At 36.2% G+C, this 20576-nt stretch carries 16 protein-coding genes; 5 read left to right on the top strand and 11 right to left on the bottom strand.

All coding sequences use genetic code 11. The features are described from left to right. Positions 1-70: 70 nt before the first annotated feature. Positions 71-2749 (bottom strand): reprolysin-like metallopeptidase, encoded by a 2679-nt coding sequence (locus AC0INN_RS01730; protein ID WP_306611379.1) that lies wholly within the window; start codon positions 2747-2749, stop codon positions 71-73. 380 nt (positions 2750-3129) lie between these two features. Next, entirely contained in the window at positions 3130-3945 is an 816-nt protein-coding gene (locus AC0INN_RS01725; RefSeq protein ID WP_273647402.1) for an SMP-30/gluconolactonase/LRE family protein, read from the bottom strand. 321 nt (positions 3946-4266) lie between these two features. Between AC0INN_RS01725 and ccoG the strand changes: the two genes are divergently transcribed. Beyond that, positions 4267-5709 carry a cytochrome c oxidase accessory protein CcoG gene (gene ccoG / locus AC0INN_RS01720; protein WP_273647401.1) on the top strand — a complete coding sequence of 481 codons (1443 nt, stop codon included), beginning with the start codon at positions 4267-4269 and terminating at the stop codon, positions 5707-5709. A gap of 9 nt (positions 5710-5718) precedes the next feature. Here the strand turns inward: ccoG and AC0INN_RS01715 are convergent, their stop codons facing one another. Then, the gene (locus AC0INN_RS01715; protein ID WP_273647400.1) at positions 5719-6600 is read right to left on the bottom strand and encodes an AraC family transcriptional regulator; all 882 of its coding nucleotides are present in this window, start codon (positions 6598-6600) and stop codon (positions 5719-5721) included. Between the two features lie 167 nt (positions 6601-6767). Here AC0INN_RS01715 and AC0INN_RS01710 point away from each other — a divergent pair, with 167 nt between their 5' ends. From AC0INN_RS01710 to AC0INN_RS01700, 3 genes are all read left to right on the top strand, one after another. Further along, the gene (locus tag AC0INN_RS01710) at positions 6768-7112 is read left to right on the top strand and encodes a MerR family transcriptional regulator (protein WP_172277432.1); all 345 of its coding nucleotides are present in this window, start codon (positions 6768-6770) and stop codon (positions 7110-7112) included. A 209-nt stretch (positions 7113-7321) separates the two neighbouring features. Then, complete coding sequence (locus tag AC0INN_RS01705) at positions 7322-7735, top strand: copper resistance protein NlpE N-terminal domain-containing protein (protein ID WP_273647399.1); 414 nt, start codon at positions 7322-7324, stop codon at positions 7733-7735. A gap of 240 nt (positions 7736-7975) precedes the next feature. Further along, positions 7976-9262: a ComEA family DNA-binding protein gene (locus AC0INN_RS01700; protein WP_273647398.1), complete on the top strand. Its 1287-nt coding sequence runs from the start codon at positions 7976-7978 to the stop codon at positions 9260-9262. 23 nt (positions 9263-9285) lie between these two features. On the opposite strand, the gene rluF is transcribed toward AC0INN_RS01700, so the two are convergent. The 6 genes from rluF to AC0INN_RS01670 all read right to left on the bottom strand — a co-directional run bounded on the left by rluF (position 9286) and on the right by AC0INN_RS01670 (position 13426). Continuing rightward, positions 9286-10008: a 23S rRNA pseudouridine(2604) synthase RluF gene (gene rluF / locus AC0INN_RS01695; RefSeq protein ID WP_172277423.1), complete on the bottom strand. Its 723-nt coding sequence runs from the start codon at positions 10006-10008 to the stop codon at positions 9286-9288. Beyond that, positions 10008-10517 (bottom strand): hypothetical protein, encoded by a 510-nt coding sequence (locus tag AC0INN_RS01690; protein ID WP_306611372.1) that lies wholly within the window; start codon positions 10515-10517, stop codon positions 10008-10010. Before AC0INN_RS01690 ends, rluF begins: the two co-directional genes overlap by 1 nt. A gap of 80 nt (positions 10518-10597) precedes the next feature. Continuing rightward, on the bottom strand, positions 10598-11296 hold the full coding sequence (gene truB, locus AC0INN_RS01685; protein WP_172277417.1) for a tRNA pseudouridine(55) synthase TruB: 699 nt from the start codon (positions 11294-11296) through the stop codon (positions 10598-10600). Positions 11297-11326: 30 nt separating this feature from the next. Further along, positions 11327-12145: an undecaprenyl-diphosphate phosphatase gene (locus tag AC0INN_RS01680; RefSeq protein ID WP_273647396.1), complete on the bottom strand. Its 819-nt coding sequence runs from the start codon at positions 12143-12145 to the stop codon at positions 11327-11329. 80 nt (positions 12146-12225) lie between these two features. Further along, positions 12226-12522 (bottom strand): DUF3098 domain-containing protein, encoded by a 297-nt coding sequence (locus AC0INN_RS01675; protein WP_034686639.1) that lies wholly within the window; start codon positions 12520-12522, stop codon positions 12226-12228. 4 nt (positions 12523-12526) lie between these two features. After that, a complete protein-coding gene (locus tag AC0INN_RS01670; RefSeq protein ID WP_172277411.1) occupies positions 12527-13426 on the bottom strand; it encodes a cell division protein FtsX in 900 nt (299 codons plus the stop codon). 91 nt (positions 13427-13517) lie between these two features. On the opposite strand from AC0INN_RS01670, the gene rsmA reads away from it, so the two are divergent. Next, the gene (rsmA, locus tag AC0INN_RS01665) at positions 13518-14288 is read left to right on the top strand and encodes a 16S rRNA (adenine(1518)-N(6)/adenine(1519)-N(6))-dimethyltransferase RsmA (protein WP_273647395.1); all 771 of its coding nucleotides are present in this window, start codon (positions 13518-13520) and stop codon (positions 14286-14288) included. Positions 14289-14371: 83 nt separating this feature from the next. Here the strand turns inward: rsmA and AC0INN_RS01660 are convergent, their stop codons facing one another. Together AC0INN_RS01660 and AC0INN_RS01655 are read right to left on the bottom strand one after the other, a co-directional pair. Further along, positions 14372-16744, bottom strand: a complete 2373-nt coding sequence (locus AC0INN_RS01660) for a choice-of-anchor L domain-containing protein (RefSeq protein WP_273647394.1) — start codon at positions 16742-16744, stop codon at positions 14372-14374. A 127-nt stretch (positions 16745-16871) separates the two neighbouring features. Continuing rightward, entirely contained in the window at positions 16872-20444 is a 3573-nt protein-coding gene (locus tag AC0INN_RS01655; RefSeq protein WP_273647393.1) for a choice-of-anchor L domain-containing protein, read from the bottom strand. Between the last annotated feature and the right edge of the window lie 132 nt (positions 20445-20576).

Genomic DNA, 20576 nt, shown 5'->3' with positions numbered 1-20576 from the left:
AATTTTAAGATAAAAAAGAAAGCGGCCATTATTTAATAGCCGCTTTCCTTTTACAATAATATTAAAAAACTTATTTGATGATCAGTTTTTGACTATACATCCCTTTGGAAGAATTAATATTAATAATATAAACTCCTTTTGGGATATTCATATTAAATTCTTTTGTAAAATCTCCATTACCTTGATAGGAATCCGAAGAGATCAGCCTGCCACTTGAATCAAATAGAGTAACTTTTATTTCTCCTGATAAATTCCTGGATTTAACAAAGAAATTCCCATTACTCGGATTAGGGTAAATTTTGATATCATTTCCTGATACAGCGGAAGCATCCTTTGTTCCTAAATTTTGTGTTTCGCGGGTACAAACCTGAAGTGACCATCCGTTAATGGTTCCAACATTACCGGCATTGTTATCAGATACGAAAAGCTTCCATTCCCCTTGCGCTTTATGACCTTTGAAAATAGCTAAAGACTCATTAGATAATGTTTCTCCCTGTATTGGCGAAGCACATGCTACAGCATTTCCTTCATTACTAAACGTTGCTGTTATACCAGACCTGTTGTTACACTGCCTGTTCCAGATTAAGGCGGATGAACCTGCCGGACTTTCAATCCCGATAGCAAGATCTCTTACGTTCGTATGTGCAACAGAAGGTGTTACTTTAATTTTCGTAATAGTTCCCGTATTATTTACAAGGAGAGGAATCACAACTTTAGGAGCAGAAATATTACTACCTCCTGGACCATCTGTAATGCCAACAGCTGGTCCATTATAAGTATATGTTGCACATGTTTCTCCGGTCACATTATAATCAATAACAAAACTTGGACTTACCGCATAATAAACATTTCCTATAGCTTCAATCAGAATGTATGCGTTTGCCGAAGTTGATCCGGCAGGAATTGTAATCTGTTCGCTACCGTCATTAGGTGTATTTGCTGCCAGCACGGTAAATGTTTGCCCTCCGTCGGTAGATAATTTAATCGTAACATTTGCTGTATTAATCGGAGCCTGAGTGGTATTGGCTACATCCCAGGTTATAGTTGCTGAATTTCCGGAACTTAACGACTGTCCAAATGTCGGAGCTGTAATTTTGAAAGGTCCCGATGCAGCATCAACCGTTATTACCGTTTCATCTTTGCTCGTTTGCGGAGCAGTAGGATGATTATTTCTTGCCGTAACTGTAAAATTAAGTGTCCTTGCCACACTGGATAAAGACTCCCAACGGGTCGCATATACTCCTGCCAATACTTTATTAAAATCAGGAAAGTATCTTACAGGTGTACTTACCGGAGGTAAGGACCGGAAAGTAGGACCGGAAGGTTTGGCAGCATACGTAAGGGAGTTCACAGTTCCTGTTTGTGCCGAACCGGAATCCATCTGCTCCCACGTATAAGTATAACCAGCACTATTGGCATCTGTTGTGGTTGCTTTCAATGCGAAAGGTGTAGATTTAGGAATTGTATAATCAGCTCCGGCATTTACTGCTGGTGCAGGGTTAGCAAACGGCACATTAACACCGCATGCCACGCCATTGATCACATCTTTGATCTCTTTAAGATTAAAAGCATGAAAATAATCAAATGAGTTAAACTGCACATCACTATTACCACCCATAATACCAGTATAAGCCATAATCGTAGATCCACTTCCCGGCTCTACTAAAGAAGCATCCGTATAGCTTGCATTATAAAGCGTAAATGTATGGTTCGCCCCCATCTGATGACCCATTTCATGAGCAACATAGTCTATATCGAATTTATCTCCTTCAGGAAAATTATGAGCTGTCCATCCACCTGCTTTAGCATTATCATCACAGATTACTCCGATATCTCCTGCCTGGCCGTTACCATTCTTTTTATCCAGCAAATGACCCATATCGTAGTCCTGAGCTGCAATACGCGCTGAAATCTGGGTTTGAGCTTCACCAGGTCCTCCGTTGGTATAAGGATCTGCAGTAGGTTCTAAAAAAATAAGCACATCATTATTGGCAATTAAATTAAAATGTAATGACAGATCTTTTTCAAATAACTGATTAAGACGGGTTAATGTCGTATTCATAGCTGCCAGTACTACCGCTTTTTTCTGCGCTTCCGTAGCATTTGCCGGTGTTCCGGCTGCTGTTAAATGATACTGGGCATATTCCCCGGTACATGACATAGCCAGCCTGAAAGTATTGAAACCTGCGGCTTTTTTATTTTGTGCACCATTTTTACTAGATAGGGACTTCGTTGCCAGATTTTCAGCAGTACCACAAATGAAAGGTTCTGCCTCCTGATTCTTTCTTGCTTTTGAATCGAATACAGCATATACTGTTCCGTCCTGTGAATAAGGTTCAATAAATTCAGAATTACCGGATCTTGTAATCATGGATGAAAAACCTACCGGTGAAAGACTAAATCTTAAATAAGCAGACGGGTCTTCTATTCCCCTTCCCATATAAGATTTTATGTCTGGATATTTCTCCTGTAATTCAGGAGCCATATTGGAATATTCCCATACCTGGAACCTTTCTGTTTTCCCATTGATATCAGGAATTGAAATAACAACACCTTTTCCCTCAGAAGTTTTAGAAGATGTATTTTTAAGGGTTTGTTTTAAAGCGTTTATATCTAATGTATACAAGCCTGAAAACTCCAGTTTTTCCTGTACTTTTTTTACGCTTTGTGAACGTAGTTCTGTTCTCTTCCATTGTGATGACCCCATAAAAGGAACCATCGCCAATGCGATCAATAAGTAGAATTTCATATCTATAATAATTTAAACTGTTTGTGTTAAGGTTGGTATATGTTCTAACTCACGCAAACATCTTAAATAAAATAAACGATATTTTCCAGAGCCTAAAACACTTTACAAAAAAAGCAAAAAATTAAACACAAAAACCATAATATTAATAATAAACAACACTCATTATTAACATTTTCACAATTAACTTAAATTATTTTACGATAGAAGTAAATAGATTAAAAATTTTATATAAAATAAGATTTAAAAAGAAATAAATTCAAATACACATGAAATAACATCAATGAAATCAAAGCCCACCTCACTGATTACCTGAATATTACATATAATTTTCAAGTAACTAAATCACTGATAAAAGATTTAACAACAATAAATGGAATCGATTATCTTGTCCCTTTTACCCTTGTTGGTAAAGTATATACTGACTTTGAAGCAGTAATAAAAAGAATATCATTATGCTTTCCCCCGAATGTTACGTTAGAGGTCCATTCCTCTTCTATGGGAATATGATAGATTTTCTTACCATCGCGATTAAACACCGTAACCCCATTACCTGTTAAATAAACATTCCCGTGCTTATCTAACGTCATTCCGTCAGAACCCATTTCACAGAACAGTCTCTTCTCAGAAAGTTCTCCTGCATCCAATATGTCGTATACATAAGTTTTTCCTGCATCAATATCAGAAACATAGAGTTTTCTGTATTTCTCACTTCCGGCAATGCCATTGGGCTGGGTAAAAGTATCGATTTTTTTTACTTTACCTTCTTTATTTCTGTAATAAAGACTTTTATGAGGAATTTCCTGTTTAAAATCAATCCAGTAATCTCTCTTATACAAAGGATCAGTAAAGTACATTCCACCTGAAGAATCTCCCCATACATCATTCGGACCATTAAGCCTTTTTCCTTCGAAACCTTTTAATAAAATCTGAATCTTTTTATCTTTAGAGATCTTCCAGATCTCGCCCTGATCATCAGAACAGGTAATCAGATTATCGTCTTGATCAAAATGGGTTCCATTGGCGCGTCCTGTTTTGCTTAAAAATTCCCGGATTTCATTTGTTTTCCAATCCCAATAATAAATTTTATCATTGGGTTGATCTGTAAAATAAACATTCCCTTCTTTATCTGAGGAGGGCCCCTCAGTAAAACCGAACCGGTCTGAAATCTTCTCTGGCATTACATCATGATAAAACATACGGGTATAATTTACTGATTGACAATTTAGTAATACTAAAACCAAACCAACCCAAGTCATTTTAAAAAGATTCTTCATTTCTTATTTCATTTTAGGCTCACAATGTACAACATGAAAAAATAAAATTCAAGAATTATTTTCTCATTTTGATACAATAATAAAAAATTGATAAATGTCCCATTTGTCCTATTCAATACGTGTATACTATTAGTAATGTATTCCCTTAATTAAGAGCTTTGCGGTAAGAAACTCAATAGATGTTTTTTAATAAAAAAAACAACAAAATGAGGGATTATTCAATTGGTTATTTAAAATAAAAGAATGAATACAGACACCAAACCCGAAAAGGTTATAGCAATAGAGAATGAAGCTTTCAGAAATTCTGTGGGAACAATGGATGATACAGGAAAAAGAAAATGGGTGTTCCCCCGCAAACCCAAGGGGAAATATACAAATTACAGAAATTACACCAGCTATATCCTGCTTGCTTTGTTTTTTATTCTACCTTTCGTAACCATTAATCATAACCCTTTTCTTCTGATTAATGTTATCGACAGAAAATTTTTCATTGTGGGGCAACCTTTTTATCTCCAGGATTTTTTTATTCTGGCTCTGGGCGCTGTTACTTCTGTTATATTTATTATGCTTTTTACAGTAGTTTTCGGACGAATATTCTGCGGCTGGCTTTGTCCGCAAACTCTTTTTATGGAGATGGTTTTCAGAAAAATAGAATATTGGATCGAAGGTGACCGTAATAAGCAAATGAAGCTGGACCGACAGGAATGGAATAGTGAAAAAATAAGAAAGAGGAGTCTGAAATGGTCGGTATTCCTTTTGGTTTCGTTAATTATCAGTCATTTCATGTTCATGTATATTGTAGGCTACAGAGAGGTTTTTAAAATCATGAGTGAAGGACCGGCAGAACATTCATTGAAATTCATTGCTATGATTTCTTTCACAGCTGTTTTTTATTTTACTTTCGCATGGCTCCGTGAGCAGGTATGTACATTGGTATGCCCCTACGGACGCTTACAGGGAGTTCTTATTGATAAACAAACCATCAATGTATATTATGATTTTAAAAGAGGTGAAAACCGTTCCAAATGGAAAAACGGTGAAGACCGAAAATCAGAAGGAAAAGGAGATTGTATCGATTGCCAGCAATGTGTCGTAGTTTGCCCTACAGGAATAGACATCAGAAACGGCCAACAGCTTGAATGTATTAATTGCACGGCGTGCATTGATGCCTGTGATGAAGTAATGGAAAAAATAGGTCTTCCAAAAGGATTGGTTCGCTACGCAACTGAAGCTGAAATTGAAAACCAATCCAGGTTTATTTTTACCTCCAGAATGAAAGTCACTACGGTTTTTCTGGCATTATTAATCGGTTTTCTTGGTTTTCTAATGTATGACCGTGGATCTATGGAGGCCAAATTTATTAAACCTGCCGGATCCACTTTCTTTACAAAAAATGGAAAAATAACGAATACATTTATTTATACTTTTTTAAACAAAACCAATGAGAAAAAGGTTTTAACAATAAAAGTAATAAGTCCTAAAAATGGCGAGATCACTTTTTTTGGTTCAGATAAAATTGTATTAAAGGGAGATCAGATCTTAAAAGGTAACATTAATATTACATTTCCTGAAAAAGACATCCGATTTTCCAAACAGAACATTGTGATTGCTGTACTTGATGAAAAAGGCAAAATTGTGGATACTTTTGAAACAACTTTTGAAGGACCTTTCAAACTATTGTTGTAGCCAAAAAGTTTATGATTTATACTTTTGAATAAACTGAGTCGGTGTTATTCCGGAAGTTTTCCGGAATACCCTCACAAAATAAGAATATTCTTCATATCCTAATCTGAAGGCAATCTCAACAAGACTTTCGCTTAAATACATCAGCATCCGTTTTGCTTCCAGCACTACCCTTTCAGTAATAACTTCAGTAGCCGTTTTCTGAACCATAGTCTGCGTAATCCTGTTCAGGTGTTTAGGAGAAATATCCAGCAAAGAAGCATAAAATGAAATCGATTTTTCTTTTGTAAAATGTTCTTCGAGTAAAGTCTCAAAATCCTGATAGTGCTTTAAATATGAAATACTAACCGGGGAATTAAAAGTATTGTATTCTTTAGAAAACAACCTTGATGAGGTGATATACATTTTTGTAATCACTGAAAGTATCAGCCCCTCCTTCATAAGGTTATGAGAATAATACTCATTCTGAATCTCATCAAACAAACCAACCATTGGGTTCAGGTATTTTTTTTCAAGCTGAAGCTTTCTTGAAAAATTCACCGAACTAAAAAAAGGGAAGTTTCTCAGATGCTGATTGATATAATGCATATCATAAAATTCCTGAGATAAGAAAAAAATATACCCGTCCGTGTCTTCCGAAAGTTCCCAGCTGTGAACCTGACCCGGTGATAGAAAAAACATGCTTCCCTCTGAGACATCATACCTGTGAAAATCGACTTCATGAATTCCTGTCCCTTTTGTAAAAAGCACCGTTACGTAAAAATCATGCCGATGGGGCTTCTCAATATGTTTATGGCTGCTGACCAAATGATCTTTCATTGTATTGAAATAAAAATCCGAAGTATTTTTCCCGGACTGAAAAAGATCAATATGAAGTACAGATATAGAATTCAAATCTATTAATTTACTTCAAAATTAAAAAAAGACTTTCATTTAATCTTAAATAGCACTGGAAGATTATAGTATTTCAAGAAAAGAAAAGAGTTTTAAGAATATATTTTGGATGGTAAATTTGTAAAAAAATTCAAAAAAAATTATCTTTGAAAATTAGGATTCATAAAATGAAGATAAATTTACCCGATAAGCTGTATTATTCAATAGGAGAAGTTGCTAAAGCATTTGATGTAAACACTTCATTAATACGTTATTGGGAGCAGGAATTCCCTATTATCAAACCTAAAAAAAACAAGAAAGGTAACCGGTACTTCACCCCTGAGGATATTAAAAACCTGCAGATCATTTACCATCTGGTGAAAGAAAAAGGTTACACGCTGGATGGAGCAAAGATCGCTTTGGCAACAAACAGTAAAATATCCGAGACCATTACTATTATCGACCGTCTGGAATTCGTAAAAGCTGAATTACTGAAATTAAAAGAATCTTTAGTAGAAAAAGACTCTGAATAACAGAAACGGATAAAAATACCCTAACATTTTTTTTCCAAATATCAGATTTTACATAAACATCTGCTAATCCTGTGATGATCAATTTTCTGCACCTTTTCACACCTTGGCAAAATAAGATCAGCAATGAAAACTCAATGACTTTTTCACTTATTTATTTTATTTTTTGGCATTATTTTAGTTAGTAAGAAACCAAATTTAAAAAACATATTATGAAAAATTTATTTCTCGCAGCAGCTTGCGCATCATTCATCGGATTTACTTCTTGCAGTACAATGAAAAATCAAAAGGAAAATACTTCGGTAATTAAAACTTCTACTTTTGTACCAGGAGTTTATAAAGGAAATATCCCTTCAGGAAACTCAAAACAGAATGTTGAAATCACTTTCAAAGATGATAATACTTTCGCTTTGTCTGAAACTTTTCCTGGTAGTACAACTCCTATGTCAAGTACAGGGACTTGGAAGTATTACAAAGACACCAATAAGGTAATTTTAAAGTATTCAAATATTGCAGACCGTGTAACAACCTTCTCAATTGTCAATGATAAAACAATTCAAATGCATAGCGGAAGCGCATGGACAAAAGAAACAGCAGGAACAGAATATAATCTTGTTCGTCAGTAATACAATAATCTGTTATTAGTTAAATATATCCCCAAAAACATTTTTGGGGATTTTTTATGCCATCATATATCATATTATCTCGATTATTCCGATGAGTAGGCTTGAAAAAATTCAATTAATCAAAAGATCAGCTTCATTTTAAAAAGGGTTACCATCAAAAAACAACCCTTTATATATCATTATATCAAATTCTGAACATTATTCTTTTAAAAGTTGAGGTTTATCAATAAGTTTAGCTTGATGAAAAGAAGCTACTATCAAAAGATTGCATTTTTAGGTATACTACTGCTCATATTATTCATCTTCCAGGAGTATACCAGTAAAGAAAAAGAAAATTTCCCCGAAATAAAGTTTGTGTCGGAGGAAAACGCTTCATTGTATTTAACCGAATTTAATCCTAATGACCTTAACGAAAAACAGTGGCAAAGCCTTGGATTTTCTTCAAAACAGGTACTAACGATACTAAACTATAAGAAAATTGTTGGTGGAGAATTTACATCTAAAGAACAATTACAAAAATGCTACGCTATTTCCAAGGAGAAATTTTCAGAGATCAGTCCATACATTATGCTCCCAAATGACCATAAGGTTATAAAAAATGGTAGATCGGGAGTGCCTGATAAAAAAACAATTACCGTCTCCGGAACATTCAATCCGGATCACCTTTCTGAAAAAGAATGGGAGAATATGGGATTCAGCCCGAGACAGGCCCAAGCGATTTTGAAATACAAAGCTTATCTGGGAGGTAGTTTTGTAAGTAAAGAAAAATTAAAAGCCTGCTTTATAATCAATGATGAAAACTATCGATTATTAGCACCACATCTGCTTTTACCGGAAAAAACACCTGAAAATTTAAAAAACATTTCTAAGAGTACTGAGCAAAAGCCTCGTATTTATCTCCGTTTTTTTGATCCTAATACTTTAAACACAGCAGGATGGCAATCTCTTGGTTTTTCCGAAAAGCAGGCATTAACTATAGTTAATTACAGAGATAGAAATTTAAAGGGACGTTTTAATACCTATCAGGATATTCAGAAATGTTTCGTCATTTCTCAGGAAAAGTTTGAAGAATTAAAACCCTTTATTAAAATCAAAGATCAGCAAAATGATGAAAAAAAGAATCCAATCATTCAGCAAAAAACAGATTTCGCATCTACTGATTTAAATCAAATTACTTTTAAACAGCTTCTGGAATTCGGACTTGATGAAAAAAGTGCAGGATCAATTATTGGTTTCAGAAAAAAACTGGGCGGATTCGTTACCAAACAGCAAATCCTGGAAACTTACAATATAGATGCAGATCTTGTGCAGAAATTAATTTCAATTTGTAAGCTTGATTCCTCCGGCATCACAAAATATACACTTGCGGACGCACCGGAAGAATGGTTAAAGAACCATCCTTATTTCAGATACTCTGCAGATAAGATTATTTATTACCGTGTGAGCAATCCCGAAGACAAAAAAATATGGAAGTTTCTGAAATTAAAGCCAGAATATGAGACAAGGATGAAATTATATCTGAAATGATCGAATCTTACTTTCTTATCAATTTAATCTACCGTTTTACTGGAGTCTTCAAGCAACTTGTTCAAAGCGGATAGCTCCTCATCGGTAAGATCTCTCCATTTTCCTACAGGTAAATCCAGCTTGATATTCATGATACGCATCCTTTTAAGTTTTTTCACTTCGTAGCCCAAATATTCACACATTCTGCGAATCTGCCTGTTGAGGCCTTGGGTAAGAACAATTCTGAACGTCATATCATCTACTTTTTCTACCTCACATTTTTTAGTGACGGTATCCAGGATGGGAACTCCATTTCTCATTTTCTCCAAAAATCTCGGATTAATCGGCTTATCGACTCTTACAAGATATTCCTTTTCGTGATTGTTCCTGGCCCTTAAAATTTTGTTAACAATATCCCCGTCACTGGTTAGAAGTATTAGGCCTTCACTAGGCTTGTCCAACCTACCAATCGGAAAAATTCTTTTAGGATGATTGATATAATCTACAATATTGTTTTTTTCTCTTTTTGTATCTGTGGTACAAACAATACCAATTGGTTTATTAAAAGCAATATAAACAGGTTTTTCTTCTGTTTCCCGGATCGGTTTACCGTCTACTTCCACAACATCTTCGTCGGAAATTTTCGTTCCCAATTCAGGAATCTGCCCGTTGATTTTTATTCTCCCTTCTTCCAGTAATTTATCTGCCGCTCTTCTTGAGCAGAAACCAACTTCTGATAAATATTTATTAATCCGTGTCTTTTCCATTAATCGTCTCCGTAACCCGTGTAGTTTTTATTACTAAAAAATGTTATCCCATAACTCAAACCGATAAAAAAAGCATTTGATTTTCCAAAGTTATGATTTTCAAGAACAAGTCCTCCTTCCTGGCTTAATCTTTTCGAATAAGACACCTGTTTCCCCAACTTTATTCCCCAGAATTCAGCATTTGAAACAACAGAGTGGTTGATCTGCTTTCCATAATTAATATCAATAAAAAAAGGTTCATCTCCAGGACCAATTATGAATTTAGGTTGGATAACCCAATAAAGCAAATGAAAATTCTTATCCGTAAAACTATATTTTATCCCTGATCCTAAGGCAAAGTTAGGAAGAAAATTATACCCACCGATAACTGTCATTCCAAAAGTAATTTTATTAGGGAGATAAGGAGCTATGTATTGTTGATAATAGGCTGAATCCTTATTTCTGTCATCCTGAATATTATTTCCAAGATTATATCCTAAATTGAGAGTGGGATTAACATAAAAATCCATTTTCGGCTTTTTGTTCTCAACATTTTGAGCGTATGATAGAGTTATCGAAAATAAACTTATGAACAAAAGGAGAGTTTTTTTCATATACTTTCAAATTTAAAATCATTTTCTAAAAACTTTTCTGTACTGTCCTCTATCTTATATTCCCCGATCTTCGTACGTCTCAGTTGCGTTAAATATGCACCAACACCAAGCTCCTGCCCAATATCATGTGCAAGACTCCGGATATAAGTCCCCTTTGAACATCCTACCGTAAAACTCACAAAAGGAAAATCAATCTGAATATTATTAAGATAAAAAATAGTAGTTTTTCTTGACTTCATCTCTACTTCTTCACCTGCTCTCGCTAGATTATAAGCTCTTTTCCCATCAATTTTTATAGCAGAAAAAACAGGAGGTTTCTGGTCTATTTCTCCAACAAATTTTTGTAAAACTGCTCTTACCTGCTCCTCGGAAACGTTTGAAATATCCTGATGAAGAATTTCAGGTTTTTCAGTATCGTAAGATTCCGTCTGAACCCCTATCTTGATTTCAGTCCAATATTCTTTAGGGGCATCCTGTATTTCAGGAATTTTTTTAGTGAATTTCCCGGTACAGACAATGAGTAAACCTGTTGCTCTAGGATCTAAAGTTCCGGCATGCCCAATCTTAAATTTTTTAGGAAGTTTAAACTCACTTTTGAGTTTATATTTCATTTTATTAACGGCCTGGAAAGAGGTCCAATCCAAAGGTTTATCAAGTAAAAATATATGGCCTTCAAGTATATTTTCGGCAGTCATAAATTGGTAATAAATAGATAAGAGAATAATTTATTTAAAGAAATAGAAATAAATCAATAAAGCTATTCCTACAAAAATACGATACCATCCCCAAGGTTTGAAACCATATTTATTAAGCACTCCGATAAAAGCTTTAATAGCGATTAAAGCTACAATAAATGCCACGATATTTCCAATGATAAAAATAGTAAGATGATCTTGTGATGACAAAATCATTTCATATCCTTTCTGAGGATTAGGAGTTTCTTTTCCCCAAGTTTTTACAAAAACTGAATACACAGTAACTGCCAGCATCGTAGGAACAGCAAGGAAAAATGAAAATTCCGCGGCCGCCTTTCGCGTTAATCCCTGTGTCATTCCTCCGATAATAGAAGCAGCACTTCTGCTTGTTCCCGGCATCATTGCAAGACACTGCCAAAAACCTATGGTCACGGCTTTCTTGATAGTGATCCCCTTTTCATCATCAATTGTCGGGTTTTTAAACCAGGTATCTGCAAATAATAAAACGATTCCACCTAAAACCAAAACAGACGAAATAGCGATCTGATTTCCAAGAACAGCTTCAATCTTATCATCAAAAAGATATCCCAAAGCCAAAGCCGGTACTACCGCAAAGGCAAGCTTATAATAGAATTTAATATTATTAAAATCAAAGAACTTTTTCCAATAAGCAACCACCACTGATAAAATAGCACCAAACTGAATAGATACCTGAAACATTTTTAAAAATTCATCTTCCGGCAATCCCATTAAGCTAGCCGTGAAACCCATGTGGGCTGTAGAAGAAATTGGAAGATACTCAGTAAGACCTTCTATAATCGCAATAATAATTGCTTTGAATAAATCCATATGTATAAAATTAAAAGATTAAAAAGCCTGAAATCCGGAATACTCCGAATTTCTTAAACTTCTTAATCTTAAATAAAAAATTATTTTCTTTTTAAAATCGCATATACTTCTATCACGAAACCGATAACTACAAATAATGGAGCTATCCGGATTCTGCGAATAGAGAAGATACCGTCGTTCCATGAGTTCGGATCATATTTTCCATCGACTGTATTAGCATCGGCACCCATCATCAGGAGAAAACCTACTACAATGAATGCTAATCCAATCAGCATCCATTTAAAGTTTTGTTGTCCGAAATAAAAGGTGTTTTCCTGTGGAGCTTTGGTATCCGTACCAAACTCAGCTGCAGAAAATTTATTTGTTTTTTTGCTCATCTTTTTAAGAGTAATATAAATCGTCAACGTTTGTTCTCAAGAATCTCCAGGTAGCAACAATAGTACTTAAAACAGTAATAAAAATCCCTACCCCGAATACCAGTATAACAAGCCAGAAATATTGCTGATTATTCTGAACAAATGCAGACCCGATCTGACTTGTGAAATAATACCATACTCCAAATAGCGCCAGAAGTCCGATAACAGAGCCTATACAACCCAAAATCAAAGCCTCAACAATAAATGGTTTCAGGATAAATCTTCTCTTTGCACCTACAAGCTGCATGGTTTTAATAATAAATCTTTTGGAGAATATTTTCAGACGGATTGAATTGTTAATCAAGACAACCGCTAAAATAAGGAATAGTATAGAAAAGCCTAAGATCCATTTCAAGATTCTGTTCAGGTTATTATAAACATCTACCATCAGCGTACTGTTATTCTTTACATCTACAATACCGGGAACGGATTTCAGCGTTTTAATAGCCGCATCAATTTTTGCCGGATCCACATACTCCGGTTTTAAGGCAACTTCAATAGATGAAGGGAAAATATTTTCTTCAAAAAGTGCATCACTATCAATTCCCATACTGGCTTTCGCTTCCTTAGCAGCCATTTCTCTTGAAATATAGGTTGCCCTTTTTACGGGGGCTAAAGTCTGTACTTTTTTAAAAGTTTCTTCTTCCAGTTTCGCAATTTTAACAGAATCTTTAGCGTCATAGTTTTCATCAAAGTATGCGTTTACAACCAACTGCTCCTTGATATAGTCAGAATATTTCTGGGCATTAATTAAAATCAATCCCATTAATCCTAACAAAAATAACACTAAGGCAATACTAATTACCACTGTAATATTGCTGGACCTAAGTCTCTTCTTATTAAATTCATCTACAGATTTCGCCATTAATATTAAATTTTTTGGCTAAAATAGAAAAAATCTTCCGAAATTTGGGACGAAAAAAAGAAAATCATTGTTAACAAAATCATAAAAAACTTTGAGTGTAAAAGCAAAAAAACATCTTGGTCAACACTTCCTGACAGATGAAAACATAGCGAGAAAAATTGTAGAAGGCTTAAGCTTTGAAAACTACAATAATATCATGGAGGTTGGTCCGGGAATGGGAGTCCTTACAAAATATCTATTGGAAAAAGACCAATATATTTATCTTGCTGAAATTGATAACGAGTCCATCGAATATTTGAAAAATCATTATTCAAAAATTACAGATAAAAATTTCGTAGGAGATTTTTTAAAGCAGGATTTTGCTTTTATCAATAATGAACAGCTTGCTATTATTGGCAATTTCCCCTATAATATATCTTCGCAGATCCTTTTTAAGATCATAGATCATTATGAGCTTATTCCCGAAATGGTAGGAATGTTCCAGAAGGAAGTTGCAGAAAGAACAGCTGCCGTTCCGAGAACAAAAGACTATGGCATTTTATCTGTTCTTATTCAGGCGTACTATGATGTATCCTATATGTTTACTGTTCATGAAAATGTTTTCAACCCACCACCAAAGGTAAAATCAGGAGTTATCAGGCTAACCAGAAATCCCAAAGAAGGTTTAGCCGGCAATGAAGTCCTGTTTAAGCAAATTGTAAAGGCAGGATTCAACCAGAGGAGAAAGAAATTATCCAACTCTCTTAAAATACTGAATATTCCTGAAGCATTAAAAACGCATGAATTTTTAGATAAGAGAGCTGAAGAACTCAGCGTTAACGATTTTATTTCTTTTACAAAACAGTGGAAAGAAAACGCATAATAATAAACTAAGAAATAAAGAAATAGGAAAAGCCTTTCAGATATCTGAAAGGCTTTTCAATTTACAATCTATAAATAAATAATTTATTCTCTGTTTTTAAGTAATATCCAACCGGACCAGTTCATCTGGGCTTTTGACTTAGGATATTCAAAGTTAAATTTATACCAGTACGTAGCGGTAGATAATCTCTTTCCTCCTACGGTTCCATCCCAGATCGGATTTTCTTTAGAGAACCTGAACATTTCCACACCATATCTGTCATAAATAGATCCGGTAAAGTTATTAAAGTTCTTTAGAGACGACAGGTCAAGAACATCATTGATTCCATCTTCGTTAGGAGTAATAATATTGGAAATCTTTAAAGTAAAGAAGTCAAGTGTTCCCACACAATGTGTTCCCTGTATTCTTACCTGAAGATTATATGTTGTATTATCCAATAACCCCGTAAACACGTTAGAAGCCTGCCATGAAATTCCGTTATCAATAGAATACTCAAGTACTCCAGGAATATTATTAAGCGATGGATTTACCGCTGTGATTGTTAATGTATTATTGCCATAATTTAATCCGGTAATAAAAGGCAATGTAGCTCCCATCACTTTCACCGTGAATACTTTTGTACAGTACCCATTATCTATAGTAACAGAATAAATACCCAATTGGTCTACAGAAATCGTTTGCGTCGTTTCACCCGTACTCCATAAATAAGTATAATTAGGTCCGGCTCCCGCATCTAGTGTAATTCTGTCTCCGATACACATTTCAACATCTTTCAAAGGAGAGGTTATTTCCGGAACTACTTCTACTGTGATTGTAGCAGGCTGCAATGATTTACATCCTTTTGCTCCGATAGCATATACTGTAAACGTTGTAGTGTTGAATAAAGTTACGGTTTGTGTATTACCGGTTCCCGGGAAATTATTCCATTGGTAAGTAACTCCGCCAGTAGCCGTAAGGTCTACTGAATCTCCCGGACATATTTTCAGTTTTGTGGAAACAACATGTGCGGTAGGGGTAACCTCTTTTGATAAAGTTAATTTAATCAGCCGACTACAGAACCCTCCATTAGACACCACAACATATAAAATCTGTCCATCATTACCATTATAATTAAGCGGAGTGGTAATATAATTATCATTTTGCGCTAAAGCATCTGCCTGATTTTCATAAAAATGGAATACCGCATTAGGTGTTGTACTTATTGAAGGCATTGCTGTAGTCAAATCAAATGTTGTGACATCCGGCGTAGAGCATAACAATAGCGTAGCATCATTGGCATTAGGAGTTGTCCCCCCATGAATCTGTATAGATGCTTTCCCCGGACATGGATTTCCCGGAAAAGTAACTTCAATAGTATAGGTTCCCGGCTGTACTGCTGTAATGGTATTGGTTGTTGCTCCCGGTACAATGGCACCGTTGTAATACCATTGATACGCCATATTAGGATCACTCACTGAAGCTGTCAGTACCTGAGGAACATTATCACAAACATTGATATCTGATGGCAATGTGCCTCCATCCGGATCCAATAATTCCACTCCTATATTAAAAGATCCACCTTCTAAAAATACCGCTGAATCATAACTTGTATCGATCGCATCAGCAAGAACCATTTTGAAATGATAGGCCTGTCCCGGAATTACCGTTGCGGTAGCCGTAAGAGGAACGGTTCTACCGTTAAAATTAGTCTCAATATTAGTTGTATTATATCCTCCGAAGAATGTTGGATTAATTGCTCCACAACTCAAAGGGCTCCCATCAAACTGAGTATCCGGGTGAATATTGGTTACACTTACGGGTCCGGCACCACTGGGTAATACCGCCATATTGACGTAAGGTGCTGTACCCGCTACAGGTTTAAGCAACAGCGCAAATGCATCGGAATAACTGCATGGAAAGGATGTTGTATATTCTTCGGAAGCAAATAAATAATTAAATTTCACCTGCGAAGAAGTAGGAACGAAATCAAACTCCAATACAACAGCATCATTTAGATTCACTGACGGATTGGTAGCAGCTACCAGATCCGGGTCGCTTCCTGTACCGACAAGGTCACTTAAAGGACTCAATACATCTATATAGCTGTTTCCGGTCCTGTTCGCCTTTCCGGTCACAAGTACAATTCCATCTTTAAAGGGAAAGTTTGTGGTACCCTTATGAAAGTAACCCCACGCCCTATTGACATCACTTGCCGGTAAAGAAGGATTTACCTGGACATTTGACACATTGGGAGTAACACATGAGTTTGTTCCTGATGAAATAAGCACGTCTTTTACAAGCTGAGTAATGTTGTAAGCAGACTCATTATATCCCGGTGCATTTACATCGATAAACGCCCCTGCTTTGGCAGCTAAATTAGGTCTTGGCTTAGGAACTTTTCTGGGATTAATACTTTGTGAATGATAAATATTCAGCGAAACTAAAAAAAAAGAAAACAACAGGAGATATCTCTTCATAATATTTTTGTTTCAACAAATTTAAATTATTTTTAAACATACCACATACATATTTAACATTATTATGTTAAAAAAACAAAGCCTTTCAATTATGAAAGGCTTACATTTAAGAGTATATTTTTAAAAATTAATTCCTGTTTTTCAACAATATCCATCCTGTTCGTAATTCTAATTTTTTACTCGCAGGATTCTCCCACTGTACTCTGTACCAATAAGTAGCAGTTGGCAGGGCTAATCCTTTTACTGTTCCATTCCAGGCAGGTTCTAACTTAGTAGCTTTAAAGAGTTCCTGTCCATATCTGTTGAAAATAGAAGCCGCAAAATTATTATATCCGCTTATTCCCGAAAAGTCGATTGTGTCATTCTTTCCATCTGAGTTAGGAGTGATAGCATTACTAATCACAAAGGTGAAGTAGCTTAATGAGGTACTACATTTGGCATCCTTTACCCTTACCATCAGATTATAATTTGTGTTATTTAGTACATTATTAAATATATTGGAATTCTGCCAGGTAAGCCCTCCGTCAATAGAATATTCCAATGTTCCTCCGGTAGGATTGGTTGCACTTAAAGTCAGCACATGGTTTTCATAAACAATATTGGTGAACTGTGGCAGATTAGGATTTAATAGCTGAGCGGTAAACGCTTTCGAACAGGTTCCATTACTTATGGTAACCGTATAGGTTCCAGTAATATTTGTTGAAATTGTTTGAGTCGTTGCTCCGTTACTCCATATATAAGTGTAATTCGGACCACTTCCGGCATCCAGGATTCCTGTATCACCGGCACACACATATACATCCTGTAAGGTAGAGGTAATAGCTGGTACTACTTCAATAGTAATCGTGGCAGGAACCAGTGATGTACATCCGTTCCCTCCCAGCGCATATACTGAGTAAGTTGTTGTAACCGTTGGAGAAACCACCTGGGTATTTCCGTTTCCGGTCAATCCGACCCAATTATAAGTAATCCCTCCGGAAGCTGTTAATGTAACAGATTCTCCGGCACATATTTTTGATTTTGAGGCAGTCACTGATGCAACCGGTGGCCCTACGATCACGGTAACCGTTGCAGGGTTTGTTGAAATACATCCATTAGCTCCTACAGCATATACAGTATAAGTTGTAGTGACTGTCGGAGAAACCGTTTGTGTACTCCCGTTTCCGGTCAGACCCGTCCAGTTATAGCTTACTCCTCCGCCGGCTGTTAAAGTCACCGACTCTCCTACACAAATTTGAGCGTGGGAAGAAGTTAAGGTTGCCGTTGGTGGTGTTTTATTTTCCACCACCGTAACATTGGCTGTGTAGCTACAGTTTACATTTCCAGGCTGTGTTGTATTCTGTACTGTTAATGTATACGTTCCGCCTGCATTAACAACCGGTGTTAATGTATTGGCCCCTGAAACAATATTCCCCCCTGTTGTAGTCCATAATATGGAAGAACCTGCCGGCACGACTGATGCCGATGCGTCCAATGTAATCTGTGTCGTTGTACATGTAATAGTTGGTGGAGTTGCAATCGTTAATGTTGTTTCGGCAGTTTTTAATAGCTGCAGATTGACTACATAACTACATCCGCCATTCTTCACCAGAACATAAACCGTTACATTCCCTGGCGTCGGATAAGCTGTTGGTACCGCAATCGTATTGGCGTTTCCTGCATTAGCGTCCGCTAAATTGGCATAGTAAGCAAAGGTTGCCGTTCCTACCGTTGTAATTTGTGGCTGAGCAGAAGTAAGATCATATGTTAAATTACCTGGTTGATAACATTTAAGCAAAGTAGCATTTTGCACTGTAATAGGTTGGGAAACCTCAATTGTTATACTTGCAGGATTTTGAGAAACACATCCATTTGCTCCAACAGCAGTTACCGTATAAGTGGTGGTAGTGGCTGGTGTTACGGTTTGCGTATTTCCCGTCCCCGGTAATCCCGTCCAATTGTACGTAGCCCCACCGGAAGCAGTTAATGTTACAGTCTCCCCTGCACAGATTAATACTTTAGTTGCCGATACAGTCGTAGTTGGAGGAGCACTATCCCCTACTACAGTAACGGTTGCAGTTGCTGTACACACTACATTTCCGGGCTGGTAGGTATTGGAAATAGTCAATGTGTAAGTTCCAGCCGCATTCACTACAGGAGTTAAAGTGTTTCCTCCGGAAACAATATTTCCACCTGTGGTAGTCCAGTTAAATGTAGATCCTGCAGGATATACAGAAGTCGATGCATTTAATGTTATTTGTGAATTAGCACATGTAAGCGGTGTAGGAGGAGCTATTGTCCCCGTCATTTGAGGGGCTTTGATCAACTGGAGCTGAGCAACTTTTGAACAAAATCCGTTTTTAACCAGAACATAGACCGTCTGTCCTCCAGGACTTGAATATGTTGCCGGTGTTGCTATCGTATTTCCATTTCCGGCATTGGCATCCGCTAAATTGGCATAATAAGCAAATGTAGCTCCTGGAGTTGTACTGATCGATGTCTGAGCAGCCGGTAAATTAAATATTGCATTTCCTGGAGCATAGCAGGCTGTCAACGTTGCATTTTGTACCGTAGGTGAAGTTCCGCCTACGATCGTTACAGTGGCCGTTCCCGGGCATGTATTTCCTGCAAGAAGCACCTGAAGTGTATAAACTCCTGGTTGGGTCGCTGTATAAGTCGCGTTGGTAGCTCCAGCAATAGGATTATTATTCAAGAACCACTGGTAGGAAGCTGTTGCATTCTGGATCGATGCAGTAAGTACCTGAGGAGTATTGTCACACATATTAATAGACGGAGGAAGTGCTACTCCTCCGGGACCTAAAATCTGAACTCCGATATCGAAGGATCCTGCCTCCAAAAAAACAGCAGAATCAAAATTTACGTCCTGATAATCCGCTAAAACCATTTTAAAATGATAGGTTTCACCTGGAATTACCGTTGCTTTTGCTGTTAAAGGAACCGTGCGTCCGTCAAAGTTGGTTTCAACCTGAGGATTATTCATTCCAGCAAAATATTGTGCATTTTTAGGACCACAAGCCAAGCCTGAAGGAATAATATTGGTTACACTTACAGGACCTGCACCATTGGGTAAAACTGCTAAATTAGTATAAGTAGGATCACCGACTTTTTTCAATAATAAGGCAAAGCCATCTGCGATACTACACGTAAAAGTTCCTGATGGTGAGTATTCTTTAGAAGCAAATAAGTATCGAAAAGAAACTTCAGTAGAACTAGGTACAAAGTCAAATTCGATATAAGTAGCATCCCTTAAATTGGCATTATTAACATTCAGGGCTGTTGCTAAGTCAACGTCACCTCCTGAAGGAAGTGGATCGCTTAAGACACTTTGAAAGTTATTTCCTGCTTTTCTGGCAAATCCCGTTACAAGGACAATACCTTTTGAAAAGGGAAAGTTGGTCCCTGCCTTATTAAAATAACCCCAGCTTCTGTTCTGATCCGTTGTTGGTAGATTAGGAGATACATTTACATTACTTACATTGGCTGTGGTACACGTAGACCCTCCTGCAATAAGAACATCTTTTACCAACTGAGTAATGTTATAGTTAGATTCTGGATATCCGGCTGCATTTACATCAATAAATGCTCCGGCTTTCATACTTTCAGCTGTAGGTTGTTTTAGTTTAATGTTTTGACCCCTGTTCTGGGAGAACACTATATTACCTGCAAGAACTAAAAATAAAGCCAGAAATAAACTTCTCATCCTCCTATTTAACATTTTATATTGTTTTAAACAAAAATACTATTTTTTTTAATTGAAACTCAAATCTATTCAAATTGTATTGTTAATAATGTAAACATATTTGTCTTAAAATACTCTTTATAATTTAATAAA

Source organism: Chryseobacterium subflavum (assembly GCF_055762745.1).
The sequence above is the reverse complement of the archived record's forward strand: the minus strand, read 5'-3'. Positions and strand labels throughout refer to the sequence as shown.